Origin of the sequence: Streptomyces sp. S.PB5 (assembly GCF_030403745.1) — a bacterium.
In the GTDB taxonomy this organism is placed as follows: domain Bacteria; phylum Actinomycetota; class Actinomycetes; order Streptomycetales; family Streptomycetaceae; genus Streptomyces.
This window is the reverse complement of sequence record NZ_JAQMWP010000011.1, coordinates 185,237-205,716: the sequence shown is the minus strand read 5'-3', so window position 1 is coordinate 205,716 and position 20,480 is coordinate 185,237. Positions and strand designations below refer to the sequence as shown.

The 20,480-nt window shown below is 71.5% G+C and carries 18 protein-coding genes; 11 read left to right on the top strand and 7 right to left on the bottom strand.

The genetic code is table 11. From position 1 onward, the window contains the following. Positions 1-74 precede the first annotated feature (74 nt). The 3 genes from PH203_RS28735 to PH203_RS28725 are packed head-to-tail and all read right to left on the bottom strand — an operon-like array spanning position 75 to position 3,486. The gene (locus PH203_RS28735; RefSeq protein WP_289923480.1) at positions 75-977 is read right to left on the bottom strand and encodes an amidohydrolase family protein; all 903 of its coding nucleotides are present in this window, start codon (positions 975-977) and stop codon (positions 75-77) included. Then, positions 974-2,488, bottom strand: a complete 1,515-nt coding sequence (locus tag PH203_RS28730) for an aromatic amino acid lyase (protein ID WP_289923479.1) — start codon at positions 2,486-2,488, stop codon at positions 974-976. Before PH203_RS28730 ends, PH203_RS28735 begins: the two co-directional genes overlap by 4 nt. After that, entirely contained in the window at positions 2,485-3,486 is a 1,002-nt protein-coding gene (locus PH203_RS28725; RefSeq protein ID WP_289923478.1) for an ornithine cyclodeaminase family protein, read from the bottom strand. Before PH203_RS28725 ends, PH203_RS28730 begins: the two co-directional genes overlap by 4 nt. 139 nt (positions 3,487-3,625) lie before the next feature. Between PH203_RS28725 and PH203_RS28720 the strand changes: the two genes are divergently transcribed. The 5 genes from PH203_RS28720 to PH203_RS28700 all read left to right on the top strand — a co-directional run bounded on the left by PH203_RS28720 (position 3,626) and on the right by PH203_RS28700 (position 7,535). Further along, complete coding sequence (locus PH203_RS28720) at positions 3,626-4,720, top strand: ATP-binding cassette domain-containing protein (protein WP_289923476.1); 1,095 nt, start codon at positions 3,626-3,628, stop codon at positions 4,718-4,720. Continuing rightward, the gene (locus PH203_RS28715) at positions 4,707-5,363 is read left to right on the top strand and encodes an ABC transporter permease subunit (protein ID WP_289923474.1); all 657 of its coding nucleotides are present in this window, start codon (positions 4,707-4,709) and stop codon (positions 5,361-5,363) included. The genes PH203_RS28720 and PH203_RS28715 overlap by 14 nt, the downstream gene beginning before the upstream one ends. Continuing rightward, positions 5,360-6,049 carry an ABC transporter permease gene (locus tag PH203_RS28710; RefSeq protein WP_289923473.1) on the top strand — a complete coding sequence of 230 codons (690 nt, stop codon included), beginning with the start codon at positions 5,360-5,362 and terminating at the stop codon, positions 6,047-6,049. Before PH203_RS28715 ends, PH203_RS28710 begins: the two co-directional genes overlap by 4 nt. 54 nt (positions 6,050-6,103) lie before the next feature. Next, a complete protein-coding gene (locus tag PH203_RS28705; protein ID WP_289923471.1) occupies positions 6,104-7,033 on the top strand; it encodes an ABC transporter substrate-binding protein in 930 nt (309 codons plus the stop codon). Between the two features lie 67 nt (positions 7,034-7,100). After that, the gene (locus PH203_RS28700; RefSeq protein WP_289923469.1) at positions 7,101-7,535 is read left to right on the top strand and encodes a hypothetical protein; all 435 of its coding nucleotides are present in this window, start codon (positions 7,101-7,103) and stop codon (positions 7,533-7,535) included. Between the two features lie 26 nt (positions 7,536-7,561). Here PH203_RS28700 and PH203_RS28695 read toward each other — a convergent pair whose 3' ends face one another. Beyond that, positions 7,562-7,987: a helix-turn-helix domain-containing protein gene (locus PH203_RS28695; protein ID WP_289923467.1), complete on the bottom strand. Its 426-nt coding sequence runs from the start codon at positions 7,985-7,987 to the stop codon at positions 7,562-7,564. A 109-nt stretch (positions 7,988-8,096) separates the two neighbouring features. Between PH203_RS28695 and PH203_RS28690 the strand changes: the two genes are divergently transcribed. Continuing rightward, complete coding sequence (locus PH203_RS28690) at positions 8,097-8,939, top strand: NAD(P)H-binding protein (protein WP_289923465.1); 843 nt, start codon at positions 8,097-8,099, stop codon at positions 8,937-8,939. Here PH203_RS28690 and PH203_RS28685 read toward each other — a convergent pair. Continuing rightward, positions 8,927-9,886 carry a peptidase gene (locus tag PH203_RS28685; RefSeq protein ID WP_289923463.1) on the bottom strand — a complete coding sequence of 320 codons (960 nt, stop codon included), beginning with the start codon at positions 9,884-9,886 and terminating at the stop codon, positions 8,927-8,929. The two genes, PH203_RS28690 and PH203_RS28685, sit on opposite strands and share 13 nt — an antisense overlap. A 222-nt stretch (positions 9,887-10,108) precedes the next feature. On the opposite strand from PH203_RS28685, the gene PH203_RS28680 reads away from it, so the two are divergent. After that, positions 10,109-11,317 (top strand): cysteine desulfurase-like protein, encoded by a 1,209-nt coding sequence (locus PH203_RS28680; protein WP_289923669.1) that lies wholly within the window; start codon positions 10,109-10,111, stop codon positions 11,315-11,317. 104 nt (positions 11,318-11,421) lie between these two features. On the opposite strand, the gene PH203_RS28675 is transcribed toward PH203_RS28680, so the two are convergent. Beyond that, positions 11,422-12,255 (bottom strand): DUF1684 domain-containing protein, encoded by an 834-nt coding sequence (locus PH203_RS28675; protein WP_289923462.1) that lies wholly within the window; start codon positions 12,253-12,255, stop codon positions 11,422-11,424. A gap of 162 nt (positions 12,256-12,417) precedes the next feature. Here PH203_RS28675 and PH203_RS28670 point away from each other — a divergent pair, with 162 nt between their 5' ends. Further along, a complete protein-coding gene (locus PH203_RS28670; protein ID WP_289923460.1) occupies positions 12,418-15,792 on the top strand; it encodes a pyruvate carboxylase in 3,375 nt (1,124 codons plus the stop codon). Between the two features lie 6 nt (positions 15,793-15,798). Here the strand turns inward: PH203_RS28670 and PH203_RS28665 are convergent, their stop codons facing one another. Further along, a complete protein-coding gene (locus tag PH203_RS28665; protein WP_289923458.1) occupies positions 15,799-17,175 on the bottom strand; it encodes a HEAT repeat domain-containing protein in 1,377 nt (458 codons plus the stop codon). Positions 17,176-17,264: 89 nt separating this feature from the next. Here PH203_RS28665 and PH203_RS28660 point away from each other — a divergent pair, with 89 nt between their 5' ends. From PH203_RS28660 to PH203_RS28650, 3 genes are all read left to right on the top strand, one after another. Then, the gene (locus PH203_RS28660; RefSeq protein ID WP_289923457.1) at positions 17,265-17,738 is read left to right on the top strand and encodes a MarR family winged helix-turn-helix transcriptional regulator; all 474 of its coding nucleotides are present in this window, start codon (positions 17,265-17,267) and stop codon (positions 17,736-17,738) included. 78 nt (positions 17,739-17,816) lie between these two features. After that, entirely contained in the window at positions 17,817-19,409 is a 1,593-nt protein-coding gene (locus PH203_RS28655; RefSeq protein WP_289923456.1) for an MFS transporter, read from the top strand. A gap of 78 nt (positions 19,410-19,487) precedes the next feature. Then, positions 19,488-20,405: a TIGR01777 family oxidoreductase gene (locus PH203_RS28650; RefSeq protein ID WP_289923453.1), complete on the top strand. Its 918-nt coding sequence runs from the start codon at positions 19,488-19,490 to the stop codon at positions 20,403-20,405. Positions 20,406-20,480 lie beyond the last annotated feature (75 nt).

Below are 20,480 nucleotides of genomic sequence, written 5' to 3'. Positions count from 1 at the left end.
TTGACCGGGGGAAGGACACCGCGAAATTAGGCCCTCAGATGACTGCCGTCAATAAAGTGCACAACATTGACAGCTCAGCGATCCCCTCCGCCGAGGAGCCGCCGCGGATTCGCCACCCGGAACGCATACGCCGCCGCCCCGCCCAGCCCGTACCCGGGATGCTGCGGCGGCTCCGCGTACGGCCGGTCCGTGCCCTGGACCACGGCATCCACCCCCAGGGCGCGCACCACGGCCTCGACGGAGCGTGGACCGTACGAGGACGTCTCGACGAAGACGTCCGGGTCCACAGCCGCCGAACCGTCCCCGCGGGCCGCGAACCGCTCCCCGTGCAGCGGGGCCAGCCCGGCCAGCAGCGCGAAGCACACCCGCAGCCGGGGGTGGCGGGGCCGCCCGAAGGCGCGGAACGCGAACCAGGCGGCGTGCATCTGCTGGACGTACGGCACCATCGCGGGCCACCAGCCCGGCCCGCCGGAACCGCCGGGCGCGCATCCCGGGTGGATGAACAGCGGCAGGTCCCGCTCCTGAAGCAACTCCAGCAGCGGGGCGCAGCGCGCGTAACCGGCCGCGTCCACAAGGGCGTCGGCCGGCAGCTGCAGGCCGACGAAGCCCTGGTCGAGGACCTGGCCCGTCGCCTTGGCGTCGATGTCGCGCACACAGGCCGCCGCCCACGCGCCGAACGGCTCGGGTAGCTCGGCCGCCCCCTCGTGGTAGGCGTCGAGGAGCGGCCGGGCCTCGGCCGACGGCAGCCACTCCACGCCGATCGGGGAGGACAGGGAGATCAGCGCCCGGCCGAGCCCGTCCGCGGCGGCGAGTTCCGCGCGCCGGGCGATGTCGTGGTCGGCGGGCGGCAGACCGTACGGCGGTTCACCGTCCAGGTACAGGGTCCAGCCGTCCAGACACGGCGGCTCGCGCCGCGACCGCAAGGCCGCAACCAGCGACGGGGTCCACAGATGCTGGTGCACGTCGACATTGGTCATGACACTTCCCCCACCCGGGCGCGCAACGTGCTGCGGACGTCTTCGGCCCTCATGATCTCGCGAGCCACCACCTCCACGTCCACCCCGCACGGCCGGTCGTCCGTCAAACGCGGAACGCGCTTGCGGATCGCGTCGTGCAGGAACTCCGGCCCCGTCCCCAGCCTCGGCGGCTTTGCCAGGTCGACGGCCTGCGCGGCGACCACGGCCTCCACGGCGAGCAGCAGACGCAGCCGGTCGAGCAGCCTGGTCAGCCGCAGCGCCCCGAGCGACGCGTTCGTCGAGTCGTCCTCCACGGCGTCCGCGCCGTGCCGGGGATCGGTGGACACCGGGGTGGACAGAAGGCGGATCTCGGCGACCAGCGCCTGCGCCGTCTTCGTCAGCGGCGCGAAGCCCGAGCGCTCCGGGCCGTACGGGGAGAGGTTCGCCGGCAGTCCGCTGACGGCCGGGTCCAGGAGCCGTCGCATGCGCTCGGCGGAGAGGGCCGCGGTCTGGGTGAGGGCCAGCGCGAGGGTGTCGAGGGCGAGGGCGAGCGCCGGGGTGTGGAAGTTGCCGGAGGAGAGGATCTCGCCGGTGTCGGCCAGCACGACCGGGTTGTCGCCGCAGCCGTTCAGCTCCGGGTCCAGCGCGCCCGAGGCGAAGTCCAGCGCCGCGTACGCGGCCCCGTGGACCTGGGCCGAGCAGCGCAGACTGACGGGGTCCTGCACCCGTCGGCCGTTTCCCGGCAGCACACCGCCCGCCAGCAGCGCGAGCAGCTCACCGGCCGCCCGCGCCTGCCCCGGTGCGGGACGCAACCCCAGCACACGGGCGTCGAGCGGACTGGTGTTGGCCCGGAAGCCCTCGTACGTCAGCGCCGTGACCGCCTGCGCCAGCAAGAGCAGCGCCCCCGCCTCGTGCAGCGCGAGCGCACCCTGCCCGGCCGCCAGCGGACTCGCACCGCACAGCACGATCCCCTCCTTGGGGCCGAGCCGGACCGGCGCGAGCCCCGCCCGCCGCAGCGCGCCCGCACCGCCGAGCACCTCGCCGCCGAACTCCGCGCTGCCCTCACCGATGACCACCAGACCGACGTGGGCCATCTGACACAGGTCGGAGGCCCCGATCGACCCGACCTCGGGGATCACCGGGTGCACCCGTGCGTTGAGCATGTCCACCAGCAGCCGCACGGTCTCCGGCCGTACCCCGCTGCCACCGCCCGCGATGCCGTTCACCCGGGCCAGCAGCGCGGCACGCACCACCGGCACCGGCAGCGGCTCACCGACCGCGTTGGCCCGCCCCCGCACGGTACGGACGCTGAACTCCTCCAGCTCCTCGCGGGGCAGCGCATACGAGGACCGGGTGCCGAGGCCGGTCGTCAGCCCGTACGTCGGCACCCGGCGGTCGACGATGTCCTCGACGACGGCACGGTCGCGCTCCAGGCGGTCCGGCACACCGTCGGACAAGGTGACTTGCTCGAAGCGGTGGGCGACGGCGACGACATCGTCGTACGACAGGGTCCGCCCGTCGACGGAGATCACGCGAACCTCAACTTCTGGCCCAGGCCACGTTCTTCGGCCTTCGCCAGCATCGCCGCGCCCAGCGCGATGTCGGAGAGGGACAGGCCGCGGTGCCAGAACAGGTTGGTCTCGTCCGGGCTCTGACGGCCGGGCTTGAGGCCCGCGACGATCTCGCCCAACTCGCCATGCAGATTGGATGCGTTGAGCCTGCCGGAGTCGACGTGGGCGCGCAGGGCGCCGAACGGACCGGCGTGGGCCTGGCCCCAGTCGTCGACCACGATCTTGTCCATGATGTCCGTGAGATCGAGTTCGACGGCGCTGTTCGTGCCGTAGGGCACGACCAGGGCGCCGGGGGTGATCCACTCGGTCCTCAGCAGCGGTTCCGGGCGCTCCAGCCGGGACGCCTCGACCACGATGTCCGCGCCCTCGACACAGGACCGCCAGTCGTCGGTCACGGTCACCGGCTTGCCGAGGTCCCGCTCCAGACGCTCGGCGAAGGCCTTGCGGCTCTCCGGGCGGCGGGAGTGGACACGGATCTCGGTGAGGTCGAAGAGCCGGTCTAGGAGACGGACGTTCCAGTACGAGGTGGCGCGGGCGCCGATGTGGCCGAGGATCTTGGCGTCCGGGCGGGCGAGATGGCGGGCGCCCAGGGCGGTGAGGGCGCCGGTGCGCATCTCGGTGAGGGCGGTGGCGTCGAGGACGGCCACCGGCATGCCGGTGCGCGGGTCGAAGAGATTGAGCAGGGCCATCTCGGACGGCAGGCCCTGGCGGTAGTTGTCCACGTAGTCGCCCACGACCTTGACGCCGGCCAGCGACAGCGGGGCCACATAGCCGCGCAGGACGTTGAAATGCCCGTTGAACGCGGGGTCCGGCGTCAGGTGGACGCGCGGTTCGATCACCGTCTCGCCGAGGCCCTGGGCCCGTAGCCCGGCCTCGACGGCGTCGAGTATCTCGGTGTCGGTGAGCTGGAGCTGTGCGATCTCCGAGCCGTTCAGGAAGGTGAACCAGACCGGTTCCATGGGGAGCCTCTCCGCGCCTCTGAGCTGGGGAAATGCTGGTTTTATGCGAATGTAACGCGCCATTCACAAAAGGCCATTGACGCGCTATTCAGTCACCGGCGACTCTGCATGACCATATGCAGGCGGGCAAGGGGCAGTCTTGATCAGATTCGATGCAGTGAGCAAGAAGTATCCGAACGGCACCACGGCTGTGGACGAGCTGTCCCTGGAGCTGGCCGAGGGCGGTATCACGGTCCTGGTCGGCCCGTCCGGCTGCGGCAAGACCACGACCCTGCGCATGATCAACCGCATGGTGGAGCCGACCTCCGGGACGGTCAGCCTGCGCGGCAGGGACATCCGCGAGGTCAACGCACCCGAGCTGCGCCGTGGCATCGGGTACGTCATCCAGCACGCGGGGCTCTTCCCGCACCGGACGATCCTCGACAACATCGCGACCGTGCCGCTGCTGCTCGGCTGGAGCAAGAAGAAGGCCCGGGCACGCGCCGCCGAACTGCTCGAACTCGTGGGCCTGCCGGGCGAGTTCGCCGGGCGCTATCCGAACCAGCTCTCCGGCGGGCAGCAGCAGCGCGTCGGCGTGGCCAGGGCGCTGGGCGCCGATCCGCCGGTGCTGCTGATGGACGAGCCGTTCAGCGCCGTGGACCCGATCGTGCGGGGCGAACTCCAGGCGGAGTTCATCCGGCTCCAGAAGGAGCTGCACAAGACGATCGTGTTCGTCACGCACGACATCGACGAGGCGATCAGACTCGGCGACAAGATCGCGGTGTTCCGCACCGGCGGCAAGCTCGCCCAGTTCGACACCCCCGAACGGCTCCTCTCCCATCCCGTCGACGAGTTCGTCGCCGGGTTCGTCGGCCAGGACCGGGGCATCCGCCGGCTGTCCTTCGTCAAGGCGGCCGAAGTCCCGCTGCGCGACGGTCCGGTGCTGGCCGCGACCACCGCGGTGGCGCAGGCCCGCGCGACGGACGAGCCCTGGATCCTGGTCGTCGACGACGCCAGACGGCCCCTCGGCTGGGCCGCGGTCGCCGGACTCCCCGACGGCGGCACCCTCGCCGACGCCCCGCTCCAGGAGCTCGGCCACACCTTCAGCCTCGTCGACGACTCGGCGCGCGCCGCCCTCGACTCGGCGCTCCTGTCGCCCGCCCGGCTCGCGGTGGCCGTGGACGCGGACGGCGCCGTCGTCGGAGTCGTGGACGCCCATGAACTGAGCGGCGGGGTGGACGATGAACGACGGTGAGCCACTGGTCCGTTGGGACTGGATAGCCGAGCACGCCGGTGAACTGGCCGACTACACCGGCGTCCACCTCCGGATCGGTCTGCTGCCCGTGCTGTTCGGGCTGATCATCGCGGTGCCCCTCGGGATCGCGTGCCGGCAGTGGAGGTGGCTGTATCCGCCGGTGCTGACGGTGACCAACATTCTGTACTCCATACCGTCGTTGGCCCTGTTCATGATCTTCGTGCGGTACACGGGGCTGACCGAGCAGACCGTGATGATCCCGCTGACCCTCTACACGCTGTCGGTCCTCGTGCCCAACGTCGTCGACGGACTGGCCTCGGTCCCCGAACCGGTCCGGCTCGCGGCCACCGCGATGGGCTTCGGCCCGGTGCGCCGGGTCGTCCAGGTCGACCTGCCGATCGCCGTGCCCGTCGTCATCGCGGGCGTACGGGTGGCCGCCGTGTCCTCCATCAGCCTCGTAGCCGTAGGACAGCTCATCGGGCAGGGCGGGCTCGGCTACTACATCATCCGGGGCCTCCAGCTCGACTTCCCCACCCCGATCGTCACCGCGATCGCGCTGATCATGCTGCTCGCGCTCGCCACCGACGCCCTGCTGGTGCTGGCGCAGCGGCTGCTCACCCCCTGGTCCCGGAGCAAGGCATGAACGACTTCCTGAACCAGACCGAGCTCGTCTGGCACTGGCTGACCAGCGGCCGGCAGTGGCACGGCGACGAGGGCATCCCGGCCCGCCTCCTGGAACACCTCACCTACAGCGGGCTCTCGCTGCTGTTCGCCGCCCTGATCGGGCTGTCCTTCGGACTGCTCGTCGGGCACACCGGGCGCGGGGCGTTCGCCGTGGCCAGCGTGGCCAACCTCGCGCGGGCCGTGCCGACCTTCGGTCTGGTGGTGCTGGTCGTCACCCTCGCGGGCCTGAGCACCACGCCGGTGCTGGTCGCGCTGGTGGCCCTCGCGGTCCCGCCGATCCTCATCAACACCTTCGAGGGCGTCCGGGGGGTGGATCCCGCCACCAGGGACGCCGCCCGCGGGGTCGGGATGACCGAGTGGCAGGTGCTGGCCCGGGTCGAGGTGCCGATGGCGCTGCCGCTGATCCTTCTGGGCCTCCGGGTCGCCGCGATCCAGGTCGTCGCCACCGCGACCGTCGCCGCCTACCCCGGTCTCGGCGGCCTCGGCCGGTTCATCGTCGACGGGCTCTCCCGCAACGACTACGAGCTCGTCATCGGCGGCTCCACGGTCGTCGTCGCCCTGGCGCTCGTCGTGCAGGTCGTCTTCACCGCGCTGCGGCGCGTCGTCGTCTCGCCGGGCCTGCGGGTCGCGGCGCCCAAGTCCTGAAGTCTCCGGGCCATTCCGGCCCTCGTTATTGATGCATTGAGAAAGGAACCACCCATGCGAGGCATCTGCAGAGCCGCCGCGTTCGCGCTCATAGGCACCCTCTCCCTCACCGCCTGCGGTGGCGACGGCGACAGCGACGACAACCCGCTGGCCGGCGGCAGCGCCGACAGCGACAGCAAGTCGATCGTCGTCGGCTCCGCCAACTTCCCCGAGAACCAGCTGCTCGCGGAGATCTACTCCCAGGCCCTGGAGGCCAAGGGCCTGAAGGTCACCCGCAAGTTCGACATCGGTGCCCGCGAGGTCTACTACGACCAGGTCGTCAAGGGCGGGATCGGCGTCTTCCCCGAGTACAACGGCGCCCTGCTCTCGGTCGCGGTCGACGAGAACAGCACCGCCGCCAGCACCGAGGACATCAACGCCGAGCTCAAGGCGAAGCTGCCGTCCTCGGTGGAGATCCTCGACTCCGCCGAGGCCGAGGACAAGGACTCGGTGACGGTCACCGCCGAGAAGGCCGCCGAGTACAAGCTCAAGACCCTCGCCGACCTGAAGGCCGTGGCGAAGGACTGGACGATCGGCGCCGGTTCGGAGTTCAAGACCCGCACCCAGGGCGGCGTGGGCCTGAAGAAGGTCTACGGCGTGGAGTTCGGCAAGTTCCAGCCGCTCGACGCGGGCGCGCAGAGCACCCTGCTGAAGCTGCTCAAGGACGACAAGGTCCAGGCCGCGAACATCTACACCACCGACCCCGCGATCGTCGAGGACAAGCTGGTCGTCCTTGAGGACCCGAAGAACCTCTTCTCCTCGCAGAACGTCACGCCGCTGGTCTACAAGGACGCGGTGAACGACACGGCGAAGGCGGCCCTCAACGGGGTCTCCGCCAAGCTCACCACCGAGGACCTGCTGGAGCTGATGAAGAAGCTGGTCAACGACAAGGAGGACGCGAGCGACGTGGCGAAGGAGTGGCTGACCTCGGCCGGGCTGAACTGAACGACCCCGGCACCTCACCCGTACCTCTCTGCGTACGTCCGGCCGACGTCCCGAAACGGAGAGGTACGTGTCCCAGCGCACCCTTGGTCCGCTCACCGCCCGCCTGCTGCAGGCGGGCGGTCTGGCCCTGCTCACCTTGACCACGGGATGCGGCGGAGGCTCCGACGAGACGAGCAAGGTGAGCAGCAACTCACAGGTGACGGCAGCCCCTTCGGCCGGCGTCGTGGCTCCCGCGAAGGTCGAGGTCATCGCCGGACTCACCGGCTGCAAGGTGAAGATCCGTACGGACGCCGACGAGTTGCGGGAAGGGGTGTGCGAGACGGCGAAGGGCGACTACCTCATCACCACGTTCCCCGAGGAGCGGTTCAAGCTCACCTGGCTGGACTCCGCCTCCATCTACGGCGGGAAGTACCTGGTCGGGACCCGCTGGGTGGTGAGCGCACCGGAGGCTCTGCTGAAGGAGTTCCGTTCTGAGCTCGGCGGGACCATCCAGCAGCTGTAGAGCGGGAGTTCGCGGGCCAGGACCCGTCACCGGATGTCGTGGTCGGGGTGCTCCTCGTCGTAGCGGTGACGGGCGTCGGCGATGACGCCCCGATGCGCGAGCGACCAGTCGGCGAGCGCCTTCACCAGATGGGTCAGTCCGGCCCCGGTCTCCGTCAGCCGGTAGTCGACCTGCGCCGGGACGGTCGCGTACACGGTCCGCAGGACCAGCCCGTCACGTTCCAGCCGGCGCACGGTGAGCGTCAGCATGCGCTGCGAGATGCCGTCGATCGCGCGCTGCAGCTCCCTGAACCGGCGTGGCCCGCCCGCGAGTTCGACGATCACCAGCACCGACCACTTGTCCCCGATGCGGTCGAGCACATCACGGATCCCGCAGTCCGGATGTTCCTCGCGCCCGCAGGGATCGAGGTCGGCGGGTGCGGTGGTGGTTACTCCGGTGTGCGTGGGTGACATGGAACTGCCTCCTTGTGGCCGGTGGTCGGGCGAACCAGGATCAACCCTGGTTACCGAAGAGAACCACGACACGGCGCGGGCCGTGGCACGGGCGGAGCGGGGGAAGACTGTGACGGACACGATCCTGGTGAGCGGAGCCAACGGACATCTAGGTTCGGCGGTGCTCACGGAGTTGCACGCCCGAGGGGCGCTCGCGACGGGCGGCAGCCGGACGCCGGGCGAGGGAATGCGGCACCTCGACTTCGACGACCGCGCCGGCATCGACCTCTCCGGGGTGTCGACCCTCGTCCTGGTCTCCGCCGGATACGCCGAGGACGACCAGGTCGTGGCCCGGCACACGGCCGCCCTGGACGCCGCCGCGCGGGACGGCGTACGCCATGTCCTCTACACGAGCCTGACCGGCGCCGGCGACCACCTCGGTTTCGCCCTCGCACACCGCGCGACCGAACGGCTGGTCCGCGCCTCGGGCGTGCCGTGGACGATCCTGCGCAACGGCCTCTACGCCGAACTCTTCGGATCCCTCCTCACCTGGTCCGACGACGGACCCGCTCTGGAGTCAGCGTTCGGCGCCGGTGCCCTGGCCGCCGTCGCCCGCGCTGATCTCGCCGAGGCCGCGGCGGTCGTCGCGGCGGATCCGGCACGGCACGAGGGCCGCACGTACGACCTGGTCGGCGCCCCGGTCACCGCGGCGGACGTGGCCGGCCGGCTCGGCGTCCCGCACCGCACGATCGGCCTGGCCGAATACCGGCGCAGGCTCCTCGGGACGCCGGAACTGCTCCCGTTCCAGCCGCCCATGCTCGCCTCGATCGCGACCGGCATCCGGCACGGCTTCCTGGACGGCACGGGCCCCGACCTCGCGGACCTCCTCGGCCGCACGCCCCGCGACCCACTGGCCGTGGCGGTCGGGGCGGCACCCGTGCCGTCAGGAATCACCCAGGCTCAGGACGCCTGAGCCGCCTGGTACAGGTTCTGCGCGTCCGCGCCGAAGTACGGCCCGTACATCGCGGTGGGCAGGAAGTTGTACTTGAAACTGTTCACCGAGGACTGCAGGCCCGTCCCGGTGGCCTCGTCGAACTGGGTGAACCAGGGGCCCCCGCTGGAGCCGCCGGTCATGTCGCAGGTCAGACCGTGGTCGCTGGAGAGCAGGAAGTCCCGGTAGGTGGTGCCGCTGCAGTAGATGAACTTCTCGCCGTCGTACGGATCGGCGGCGGGGAAGCCGAAGGCGTACATCGCCTTGTTGTAGCCGGTGTTGAAGGCCAGCCCCTGCCCTCCGACGACATCGGTCAGCGACTGCCCGTTCAGCGGCGCCACCACGGCCGCGCCGACGTCGTAGTTGATGTCCTCGCTCGCCGTCCACTGCGGGGTGGACAGGGTCTTGGACGCGGTCCAGGTGCCGTACGGCGTCTGCCCGTCGTGATAGCCGGGCACGAACACCCAGTTGGTGTGCCAGGCGCCCTCCAGCTTCACACAGTGCCCGGCGGTGAGCACGGTGCTCTTGTTGGCGCTGGTCACGGCGTTGCCGGAGCAGGAGGCGGTACGGCCCTGGTAGGTGAAGAACACCCGCCCGGCGGTCTTGACGACGGCGCCACCGCCCGTCCACTCACCACCGCGCTGGGGAAACGCCAGCACCCCGACGGGCGAGGCGGGCGCAGTGGGCGCGACGAGCGTCCTCTTGCCCTTGCGGGGCTCGGTCGCCGCGACCTCGGAGCGGTCGACGGAGAGGACGTCGAGCGGGGTCGCCTGGCGCATCCGCTCCGAGGTCCAGAAGGCCTGGGCACGCTCCTGCGCGGCGAGCGGCACGGTCCCCGGGCCGGGGGCGGCGCCGGCCGGGGTGGTGAGAACTCCGGCGGTCAGCAGTGCGGCTGCGCCCACCAGGGCGGCACGAAGTCTGCCTATCACGCGGTCTCCTTCTGCGGTGGGGGTCGGAGGGGGTGACCGTTCTGCGCGCAGAGTGCCACCCATGGGCCGGTTTGGGCAGGTCCACGTCAGGATGATGGCCGAAAAGACACACTCTCTCTCCGCCGGCGACACAGGCGAGCGACGGGGGTGATCTCGCCGGGGGCCGGAGGATGAGGTTGACTCATGGCTCTGGCCCGCCCGGAACCCGCACAGGAGCCCTCCGTGACGTACGACATCGCCGCCCTCCGCTCCCAGTTCCCCGCTCTCACCGCCAAAACGGCGCACTTCGACGGCCCCGGCGGCACCCAGACACCGCAGCCCGTGATCGACGCCATCGCCGAGGCGCTGGCCCGCCCGCTGTCGAACCGGGGCAGTGTGACGCTGGGGGAGCGCAACGCGGAGACCCTCGTCACCGAGGCCCGCCGGGCGATGGCGGACCTGCTGGGCGCGGACCCGAGGGGGATCGTCTTCGGCCGCAGCGCCACCCAGCTCACCTACGACTTCTCCCGCACCCTCGCCGCCACCTGGTCGCCCGGCGACGAGGTCGTCGTCACCCGGCTCGACCACGACGCCAACATCCGGCCCTGGGTGCAGGCCGCCGCACGAGCCGGCGCGACTGTGCGCTGGGCCGAATTCGACCCCGCCACGGGGGAGTTGACGGTCGACGACATACGGGCCGTACTCTCCGGGCGCACGCGGGTGGTCGCCGTCACCGCCGCCTCCAACCTGATCGGCAGCCGCCCCGCGATCGCCGAGATCTCACGCCTCGCCCACGAGGCGGGGGCCCTCGCGTACATCGACGGCGTCCACTACACCGCCCACACCCTGGTCGACCTGGAGCGGCTCGGCGCGGACTTCTTCGTCTGCTCCCCGTACAAGTTCCTCGGCCCGCACCACGGAGTCCTCGCCGCACGGCCGGAGTTGCTGGAGACCCTCCGTCCCGACAAGCTGGTCCCCTCGTCCGACGCCGTCCCCGAGCGCTTCGAACTGGGCACCCTGCCCTACGAGTTCCTCGGCGGCACCAGGGCGGCGGTCGACTTCATGGCCGGACTCGACCACGCGGCCACCGGCACCCGGCGCGAACGCCTGGCGGCCGCCTTCACGGCCCTCGAAGCGCACGAGCACACCCTGCGCACCCGGCTCGACAAGGGCCTGGCCGCACTCCCCGGCATCACCGTCCACTCCCGGGCGGCCGACCGCACCCCCACCCTCCTGCTGACCTTCGAGCACCACTCCACGACCGACGCCTACGGCTTCCTCGCCGAACGCGGCGTCCAGGCACCCTCCGGCGCCTTCTACGCCATCGAGGCCTCCCGCCACCTGGGCCTCGGCGACACCGGCGGCCTCCGCGTCGGGCTCGCGCCCTACAACGACGCCGAGGACGTGGACCGGCTGCTGGCGGGGCTGGGGGAGTTCCTGACGGGGGCATAGGGGGTGCGACCAAGGGGAGCCGAGCCGACAGTCCGAGGCCGGCCCGGTCGGTCGGCGGGCGAGCGATGCCCGCCCGCCGGGTGTGTCCCGCCCCCTCGGGCACGTCAGGCCGCGCCGCCCCGCTCCAGCGGAATCCGCTCGCCCGCCTCGACCGCGACCGGCAGCCGGTTCTCCGCCGGCGGCAGCGGGCAGGTGGCCAGGTCCGTGTAGGCGCAGGGCAGGTTCCCGGCGCGGTTGAAGTCGAGCGTGACCCGGCCCTCGGCGTCGGGCGCGGCGATCTGCAGCGAACGGTTCGCCGCGTACGTCGTCACACCCGAGGTCTTGTCCGTGAACAGCACCATCAGCCCGCCGGGGCCACGGCCGTTGAACGCCGTGAGCCGGTGGCGCACGCCGGCCAGCTCGAACTCGACCCGGCCGGGGGAGTCGTACACATGCTCAAGGCCCTCGACCGCCGCCCCGACCGTCACCGGGCGCGGCTCGTCGAAGGGCAGGAAGCGGCCGGAGACCACCCAGCGCGGATCGGGGTCGTAGGCCGGGGTGCGGGTGAAGGACGTACGGAGCGGGTTGCCGGGGTGGCGCGGGCGGACGATGTCGTTGCCGCCGCGCTTGGCGACCTCTATCACCGCGTCGGCCCAGCCCACGTACACGCTGTCCCGTTCCGCGATGACCCCGAAGTCGTGGCGGCCGCGCACCGGCTCGCCGTCGACGGTCAGCTCCTCGCCCTCGGCCAGCTCGACCACCACCCCTTCGGCGGTGCTCGACCACGCTCCCGGGGCGTCCTCGAAACGCTCCGGCTCCGCGCCCAGCCAGTGGAGGCCGGTGATCGCCAGGAACCCGTGCGGGCCGGAGAGCACCTCCTCCTTCTGCCGGTGCCACTCCTCCCACTCCCGCACGAAGCTCACCCGGTCGATGCCCTGGTCGACGTCCTGGACGGTCATGCTCGCTCCTTCGTGCGGCGGCGATCGCTGTCCTGGGTGCAACCGCCGTACCACCGCGGATCATCCCGAAACGCCGGTCTCGGCGTGACCCGCCTCTCATGGCGTCACAGGAACATTGCCGAGAGCATGGTGTCCGTCACCGGCAGGCCGAAGGGATCGGGAATGCTCCGCAAGGTACTGGTCGCCAACCGAGGTGAGATCGCGATTCGCGCGTTCCGAGCCGGCTATGAGCTGGGCGCGAGGACGGTCGCCGTCTTCCCGCACGAGGACCGCAACTCACTGCACCGGCTCAAGGCCGACGAGGCCTACGAGATCGGCGAACCGGGCCACCCGGTGCGGGCCTATCTCTCCGTCGAGGAGATCGTCCGCGCGGCCCGCCAGGCGGGCGCCGACGCCGTCTACCCGGGCTACGGGTTCCTCTCCGAGAACCCCGAGCTGGCGCGCGCCTGCGAGGAAGCCGGCATCACCTTCGTCGGGCCGAGCGCGGAGATCCTGGAGCTGACCGGCAACAAGGCCCGTGCCGTGGCCGCCGCGCGGGCCGCCGGGGTGCCGGTGCTGGGCTCGTCCGAGCCGTCCAGCGACGTGGACGAGCTGGTGCGGGCCGCCGGGGACATCGGCTTCCCGGTGTTCGTGAAGGCCGTCGCCGGTGGTGGCGGGCGCGGTATGCGGCGTGTCGAGGACCCGGCCCAGCTGCGGGAGTCGATCGAGGCGGCTGCACGTGAGGCTGCATCGGCCTTCGGCGACCCGACCGTCTTCCTGGAGAAGGCCGTCGTCGACCCGCGCCACATCGAGGTGCAGATCCTCGCCGATGGCCAGGGCGATGTCATCCACCTCTTCGAGCGCGACTGTTCCTTGCAGCGCCGCCACCAGAAGGTCATCGAGCTGGCCCCCGCGCCCAACCTCGACCCGGAGCTGCGCGACCGGATCTGCGCCGACGCCGTGCGGTTCGCCCGCGAGATCGGCTACCGCAACGCCGGCACGGTGGAATTCCTCCTCGACCCCGACGGCAACCACGTCTTCATCGAGATGAACCCGCGCATCCAGGTCGAGCACACGGTCACCGAGGAGGTCACCGACGTCGACCTCGTCCAGTCCCAGCTCCGCATCGCGGCCGGCGAGACCCTCGCCGACCTCGGGCTGTCCCAGGAGACGGTGACCCTGCACGGCGCCGCCCTCCAGTGCCGTATCACCACCGAGGACCCCGCCAACGGCTTCCGCCCCGACACCGGCCGCATCAGCGCCTACCGCTCACCCGGCGGCTCCGGCATCCGCCTCGACGGCGGAACCACCCACGCCGGTACGGAGATCAGCGCGCACTTCGACTCGATGCTGGTGAAGCTCACCTGCCGGGGCCGGGACTTCGGCACCGCGGTCAGGCGGGCCCGGCGTGCCGTCGCCGAGTTCCGCATCCGCGGTGTCGCCACCAACATCCCCTTCCTGCAAGCGGTGCTGGACGACCCGGACTTCCAGGCGGGCCGTGTCACCACCTCCTTCATCGAGCAGCGGCCCCACCTGCTGACCTCCCGCACCTCCGCCGACCGCGGCACCAAGCTGCTCACCTACCTCGCCGACATCACGGTCAACAAGCCGCACGGCGAGCGCCCCGAGCTGATCGACCCCACGACCAAGCTCCCGCCGCACACCGTCGAGGTACCGCCCGCCGGTTCGAAGCAGCAGCTCACCGAGCTCGGCCCCGAGGGCTTCGCCCGCCGACTGCGCGAGTCACCGACCATCGGCGTCACCGACACCACCTTCCGCGACGCCCACCAGTCGCTGCTCGCCACCCGTGTCCGCACCAAGGACCTCCTCGCCGTCGCCCCGGTCGTCGCCCGCACCCTGCCCGAGCTGCTCTCCCTGGAGTGCTGGGGCGGCGCGACCTACGACGTCGCCCTGCGCTTCCTCGCCGAGGACCCGTGGGAGCGGCTCGCCGCCCTGCGCGAGGCCGTCCCCAACATCTGCCTCCAGATGCTGCTGCGCGGCCGCAACACCGTCGGCTACACCCCCTACCCGACCGAGGTGACCGACGCCTTCGTCCAGGAGGCCGCCGCCACCGGCATCGACATCTTCCGCATCTTCGACGCCCTCAACGACGTCGGCCAGATGCGCCCCGCGATCGAGGCCGTACGCGAGACGGGCACCGCGATCGCCGAGGTCGCCCTCTGCTACACCTCCGACCTGTCGAACCCGGACGAGCGGCTCTACACCCTCGACTACTACCTGCGGCTCGCCGAGCAGATCGTCGAGGCGGGCGCCCACGTCCTGGCCGTCAAGGACATGGCCGGACTGCTCCGCGCGCCCGCCGCGGCGACCCTCGTCTCCGCCCTGCGCCGGGAGTTCGACCTCCCGGTCCATATCCACACCCACGACACGGCGGGCGGTCAGCTCGCCACCTACCTGGCCGCGATCCAGGCCGGCGCCGACGCCGTGGACGGGGCCGTGGCCTCCATGGCGGGCACCACCTCGCAGCCCTCGCTCTCGGCGATCGTCGCCGCCACCGACCACTCCGCCCGCCCGACCGGCCTCGACCTCAGGGCCGTCGGCGACCTGGAGCCGTACTGGGAGAGCGTCCGCCGCATCTACGCCCCCTTCGAAGCCGGTCTCGCCTCCCCGACCGGGCGCGTCTACGACCACGAGATCCCCGGCGGCCAGCTCTCCAACCTGCGCACCCAGGCCGTCGCCCTCGGCCTCGGCGACCGGTTCGAGGACATCGAGGAGATGTACGCCGCCGCCGACCGGATCCTCGGCCACCTGGTGAAGGTCACCCCGTCCTCGAAGGTGGTCGGCGACCTCGCCCTGCACCTTGTCGGCGCCGGGGTCTCCCCGCAGGACTTCGAGGCGACGCCCGACAGGTTCGACATCCCCGACTCCGTCATCGGCTTCCTCCGCGGCGAGCTGGGCACCCCGCCCGGCGGCTGGCCGGAGCCCTTCCGCAGCAAGGCACTCGAGGGCCGCGCCGCCGCCAAGCCCGCCCCCGAGCTGACGGCCGAGGACCGCGACGGCCTGGAGAAGGACCGCCGCGCCACCCTCAACCGGCTCCTCTTCCCCGGCCCGACCCGCGACTTCGAGACACACCGCCAGTCCTTCGGCGACACCAGCGTCCTGGACAGCAAGGACTTCTTCTACGGGCTGCGCCCGGGCAAGGAGTACGCCGTCGACCTCGAACCCGGCGTCCGGCTCCTGCTGGGTCTGGAGGCCGTCGGTGAGGCCGACGAGCGCGGTATGCGCACCGTGATGTCCACGCTGAACGGCCAGCTGAGGCCCATTCAGGTCCGCGATGTCGCCGCCGCCTCCGATGTGCCGGTCACCGAGAAGGCCGACCGCTCCAACCCCGGCCATGTCGCCGCCCCGTTCGCCGGGGTCGTGACCCTCGCGGTCGCCGAGGGCGACGAGGTCGCGGCCGGCGGGACGGTCGCCACGATCGAGGCGATGAAGATGGAGGCCGCGATCACCGCACCCAAGGCGGGGAAGGTGTCCCGGCTCGCCATCAACCGCATCCAGCAGGTGGAGGGCGGCGATCTGCTCTTCGTGATCGGCTAGAGCCGGTCAGACCGTGAGCGCTCCGGCGGGGTGGCCGTGCCGGCGGCCGCACGCGGTGAGGGCGAGGACCCCGGTGCCGGTCACCCGGGTTCTCGTCCCGAGCGCCCCCTGCGTCCCGAGCGCTCCGGGGTCGACGGAGACGCGGGCGGCGACGTGCGTGGCACAGCAGGTGTCGGGTATCGCGAGTTCCTCCTTCACCTGCTGGTAGCGGGCGGCGAACGCCTCGTGGTCCGTAGGGCTCACACCGGCGAAGGCTCCTTCGGGGAAGCCGTCCTCGTGCGGCAGGAGGTAACCGGCCTCGGCCGGATGCCCGGGGCCCTCGTAGCCCTTCTCCGCGGCGTCGAACGCGTCGTAGTGGCGCACCACTTCACCGCCCTCGGCCAGGCACCAGGCCGTCCAGTCGTCCCCGCAGCTCATCCCGAACCAGTGCGCGGCACCGAACCGGCGGCTCAGCTCGGCGCACCGCCGCCGCACGACCACCGGCAGGGCCTCCTCCTGGTCGTCCGCCTCCTCGATCAGATGGCTGTCCTCGGACGAGTCGCCGAACACGAGCGTCCAGCCGTCCAGCACCGGACTGACGTAGACGCGGGCGCAGCGCTGGTGCGGGTTCTTCCCGTCCCAGCTGTGGGTGTCGCTGTTCCACGCCGAGGTGCCCGTCCGCAGGGTCACCGGCTCCGGGTCGCCCAGCCCGAACGCCTCCAGCACCGCTGCCTGGTCGTCACTCCGGACCGCGTACCAGTAACCGCACAGATGCACGTCCTCGGGTGTCTCGCTCAGCAGCTTGATCCTGGTCAGCCGGCGCCACACGGCCAGATCCCGGCCGCTCAGCGCGCCCGGCCCGCCGATCTCCGCCAGTGCCTCCAGCGCGCCGGAGCGTATCCGCGGTGCGGTCGAGGGCTCCTGCCGCAGGCGTCGCAGCGCGGGGACGGCGCCGGTGCCGATCCCCTTGAACGCCCAGACCGCCCGCTGCCGGACCTCGGACTCCGGATCGCCCAGTGCGGGAACGAGCCGGTCGACGAATCCGGCCGCGGCCTCGCCCCGGGACTGGAAGGCGTAGAGGGCGTTGCTGCGGACCGCCGCGTGCGGGTGCCGCAGGAGCGGCACGTAGGCCGCCTGATCCGCCACCTTCAGGCGTCCCAGTGCCCATCCGGCCCGCCGCGCCGCCTCGGGCGACGCCGCCGACGCGACCGCCTCGGCCAGCGGGAGCAGAGCGGGCTCGCCGATCTTGCACAGCACGTCCGCCGGCACGGTCCAGTCGACCGGCGAGCTCGCGTCGCAGAGCACCTCCAGCACCGCGGCGACCACCGAGGCGCCCTGCTCGATCAGGGCGTCACGTGCCTCCTTGGAGCCGGAAAGAGCCGCGCTCACCAGTGCTTTGTCCATGGCGAGAACCCTAGACGGAGGCACTGACAACGCCCTGCGAGGAGATAGGTACCTTGACATAGGTATCTGGTCATACTCATAATCGCTCCGTGCCCCCGTCCAGCGCCGCCGCCCAGCAGATCGACCGCGTAGCCGCCGATCTCCTGCTGTGCCTTCCCGCGCTGCACCGGGCCATGGACCGCCGTATCAGCCGGGACTTCCTGCACCCCAAGCCGCCCGAGGCCCAACTGGCCCTGCTGTGGCATGTGCAGGCACATGAGGGCGTCACGGTCCGTGAGGCCGCCGAGGCCCTGATGATGAAGCCGAACAACGTCAGCGCGCTGGTCTCGCAGCTGACTCAGCAGGGCGAGCTGGAGCGGCGCCAGGACGCGACCGACAAGCGGGTCGCCCACCTCTGCCTGACGGACACGGCCCGGGAGCGCCTCGCCCGGGTCGAGCAGCTCATGAGCCACCATCTCGTGTCCGCGCTGCAGGCGTTGACGGAGGGGGAGCTCGCCGCGCTCGGTGCGGCGACGGGGGCCTTGGAGTCTCTGTCCCGTCACCTCCGCGCCGCCCAGGGCTGATGCCCGGGGCGGCGTCCGTGCCTGCCCCACCCTCTCCTTTCTCCCTCCGTCTTCCTCAGAACCAGGACCTGGCTTCCCATGCCCTCTTCCACCGCCACCTCCGTCGGCGCACCTCCGTTCGCCGACGAGGCCCGCCGCGGCCCCCGCTCCAACCCCTGGCTGACCCTCATAGCCGTCGCGTTCGGCCTGTTCATGGTCGGCCTCGACGGTTCGGTCGTCTCGATCGCCAACCCGGAGATCGGCCGCGACCTGAACGCGTCCACCGCCGACCTCCAATGGGTCACGAACTCCTACCTGTTGGCCCTCGCGGCCGCCCTGATCCTCGGCGGCAAGCTCGGTGACCGGCTGGGCCGCCGCACCTTCTACCTGATCGGAGTCGCCGGGTTCACCGTCGCGTCCGTCGCGATCGGGCTCGCCGGTTCGATCGAGGGCGTGATCGCGTTCCGCGCGCTCCAGGGCTTCTTCGGCGCGCTGTTGATGCCCAACACCCTCGGCCTCCTGCGCGCGGTGTTCCCGCCGAAGAAGTTCGGCATGGCCGTCGGCATCTGGGCCATGGTCTCCTCGGTGTCCACCGCGCTCGGCCCCATCGTCGGCGGTCTCCTCGTCCAGCACGTCAACTGGGAGTCCGTCTTCTACATCAACGCCCCCATCGGCGTCATCGCCCTCGTCTACAGCGGGCTCGTCCTGCCGCAGAGCAAGAACACCGCGGCCGCGGGCGAGAAGTTCGACATCGCAGGCGTCGCACTCCTCGCCGCGGGCCTGCTCGCCGTCGTCTTCGGCGTCGTCAAGGGCGAGACATGGGGCTGGACTTCGGCCGGAACCCTCGGCGCCATCGGCGCGGGCGTGCTCGTCCTGGTCGTCTTCGGCTGGTACGAGACCCGTGTCGCCCACCCGTTGCTGCCCATGCGACTGTTCCGCAACCCGGCGCTCACCGTCGGCACGGTCATCACCGCGCTCAACTTCTTCGTCCTGCTCGGCACGATCTTCTTCGTCATGCTCTACCTGCAGAACGTGCGCGGCTTCTCACCCGTCGAAGCGGGCGTCCGCACACTGCCCTTGAGCCTCGCCTCCGTGGTGGCGTCCCCGCTGGGCGCGGCGTTGACCGAGCGGTTCAGCGCCCGGTTCACCATGCCGCTGGGCATGCTGCTCCAGGCGGCCGCCATGTTCACCATGCTGACCTGGAGCGCGGATTCGTCGTACGCCACCATGTGGCCGCCCTTCATCGCGATGGGCCTCGGTGTCGGCATCGTCATGGCCGCCTCCTCGGAGGCCATCGTGGGCAACGCCCCCGTGCGGGACGGCGGTGTGGCGGGCGGTCTGCAGGCCACCGCGCTGCAGATCGGCGGCGCGCTGGGCACCTCGGTCCTGGTCTCGGTCATCAGCAGCCGGGTCGGCTCGACCCTGACCGGCGAACTCACCGACGCCGGGGTGCCCGCCGGGACGGCACACGCGCTGGGCGAGGCCAAGGACGCCGTGGCCATGGGCGTGGCGCCCGTCGCCGACTCGATGCCCGCCCAGCTGAAGGCCGCGGTCGTCCAGGGCAGCCACGACGCGTTCATGGCCGGCGTGCACTCGGCGGTGCTGGCGACCGGTGTTCTCGCGGTGCTGGGCGCGCTCGCGGCGGCGATCGGGGTGCGGCGGGCCCCGGTCCAGGAGCACGACGTACAATGATTGAAGTCTAAAACACCTTAAGGGTGTGCCCTGCGCCCGCATGCCCGTGGGCCCCCGCCTCTTGGATCGAGGTCCCCCATGCACGTCGTCATCAGCGGTTCTTCGGGATTGATCGGCGGTGCCCTGGCCGCGTCGCTGCTGGGCGACGGGCATCGGGTGACCCGCCTGGTCCGCCGGGAGCCGCGGCCCCGGGACGACGGCAGCCAGGAGGCCCGCTGGGATCCCCAGGGCGGACTGCTCGATCCTGCCGTGCTCGACGGGGCGGACGCCGTGGTCGGGCTGGCCGGGGCCGGGGTGGGGGACCGGCGGTGGACGGCGGCGTACAAGAAGCGGATCCGCGACAGCCGGGTCCTCGGCACGACCGCCCTGGCCACGGCGATCACGGCCTGCGAGAAGCCGCCGACGGTCTTCGTCTCCGGGTCCGCCGTCGGGTACTACGGCGAGACGGGGACGACCGCGACCGACGAGTCCGGTGCGCCCGGGCAGGACTTCCTGGCCGGCGTCTGCCAGGAGTGGGAGTCGGCCGCACGGGCCGCCGGCGAGGCCGGGACGCGGGTCGTGAACACGCGCTTCGGGATCGTCGTCTCGCCCCGCGGCGGTGCCATGGGCCGGCTGCTGCCGCTCGCCCGCGCGGGCCTCGGCGGCCGCCTGGGCAGCGGCGACCAGTACTGGAGCCACATCTCCCTCACCGACACGGTCCGCGCCCTGCGCCACCTCCTCGACACCGAATCCGTCGCCGGCCCCGTCAACATGACGTCCCCGCACCCCGCGACCAACCGCGAGGTCACCGCCGCCGTCGGCAGGGCGTTGCACCGGCCGACCGTGTTCACCGTCCCCGGTTTCGCACTGCGGCTCGTCCTCGGCGAGTTCGCGGACGGCATCCTGATGAGCCAGCGCGTGCTGCCGGGCGCACTCCTGGCCTCGGGCTTCACCTTCGAGCACCCGACGATCGAGGAGGCGCTCGCCGCCGCGGTGGGACGAGAGACGCTCCGCTGATCGACTGGTAAGGGCCTTGAGGCAGGCGTACGGTCGAACAGTGGACGGCACCGTTCACTGAGAGTGCGATACGTC

Bases quoted from the DNA above. Each gene is read 5' to 3' on its own strand.
- PH203_RS28665 (WP_289923458.1), bottom strand. From the start codon at position 17,175: ATGGACAAAGCACTGGTGAGCGCGGCTCTTTCCGGCTCCAAGGAGGCA.
- PH203_RS28705 (WP_289923471.1), top strand. From the start codon at position 6,104: ATGCGAGGCATCTGCAGAGCCGCCGCGTTCGCGCTCATAGGCACCCTC.
- PH203_RS28710 (WP_289923473.1), top strand. From the start codon at position 5,360: ATGAACGACTTCCTGAACCAGACCGAGCTCGTCTGGCACTGGCTGACC.
- PH203_RS28715 (WP_289923474.1), top strand. From the start codon at position 4,707: ATGAACGACGGTGAGCCACTGGTCCGTTGGGACTGGATAGCCGAGCAC.
- PH203_RS28695 (WP_289923467.1), bottom strand. From the start codon at position 7,987: ATGTCACCCACGCACACCGGAGTAACCACCACCGCACCCGCCGACCTC.
- PH203_RS28655 (WP_289923456.1), top strand. From the start codon at position 17,817: ATGCCCTCTTCCACCGCCACCTCCGTCGGCGCACCTCCGTTCGCCGAC.
- PH203_RS28675 (WP_289923462.1), bottom strand. From the start codon at position 12,255: ATGACCGTCCAGGACGTCGACCAGGGCATCGACCGGGTGAGCTTCGTG.
- PH203_RS28735 (WP_289923480.1), bottom strand. From the start codon at position 977: ATGACCAATGTCGACGTGCACCAGCATCTGTGGACCCCGTCGCTGGTT.
- PH203_RS28670 (WP_289923460.1), top strand. From the start codon at position 12,418: ATGCTCCGCAAGGTACTGGTCGCCAACCGAGGTGAGATCGCGATTCGC.
- PH203_RS28650 (WP_289923453.1), top strand. From the start codon at position 19,488: ATGCACGTCGTCATCAGCGGTTCTTCGGGATTGATCGGCGGTGCCCTG.
- PH203_RS28725 (WP_289923478.1), bottom strand. From the start codon at position 3,486: ATGGAACCGGTCTGGTTCACCTTCCTGAACGGCTCGGAGATCGCACAG.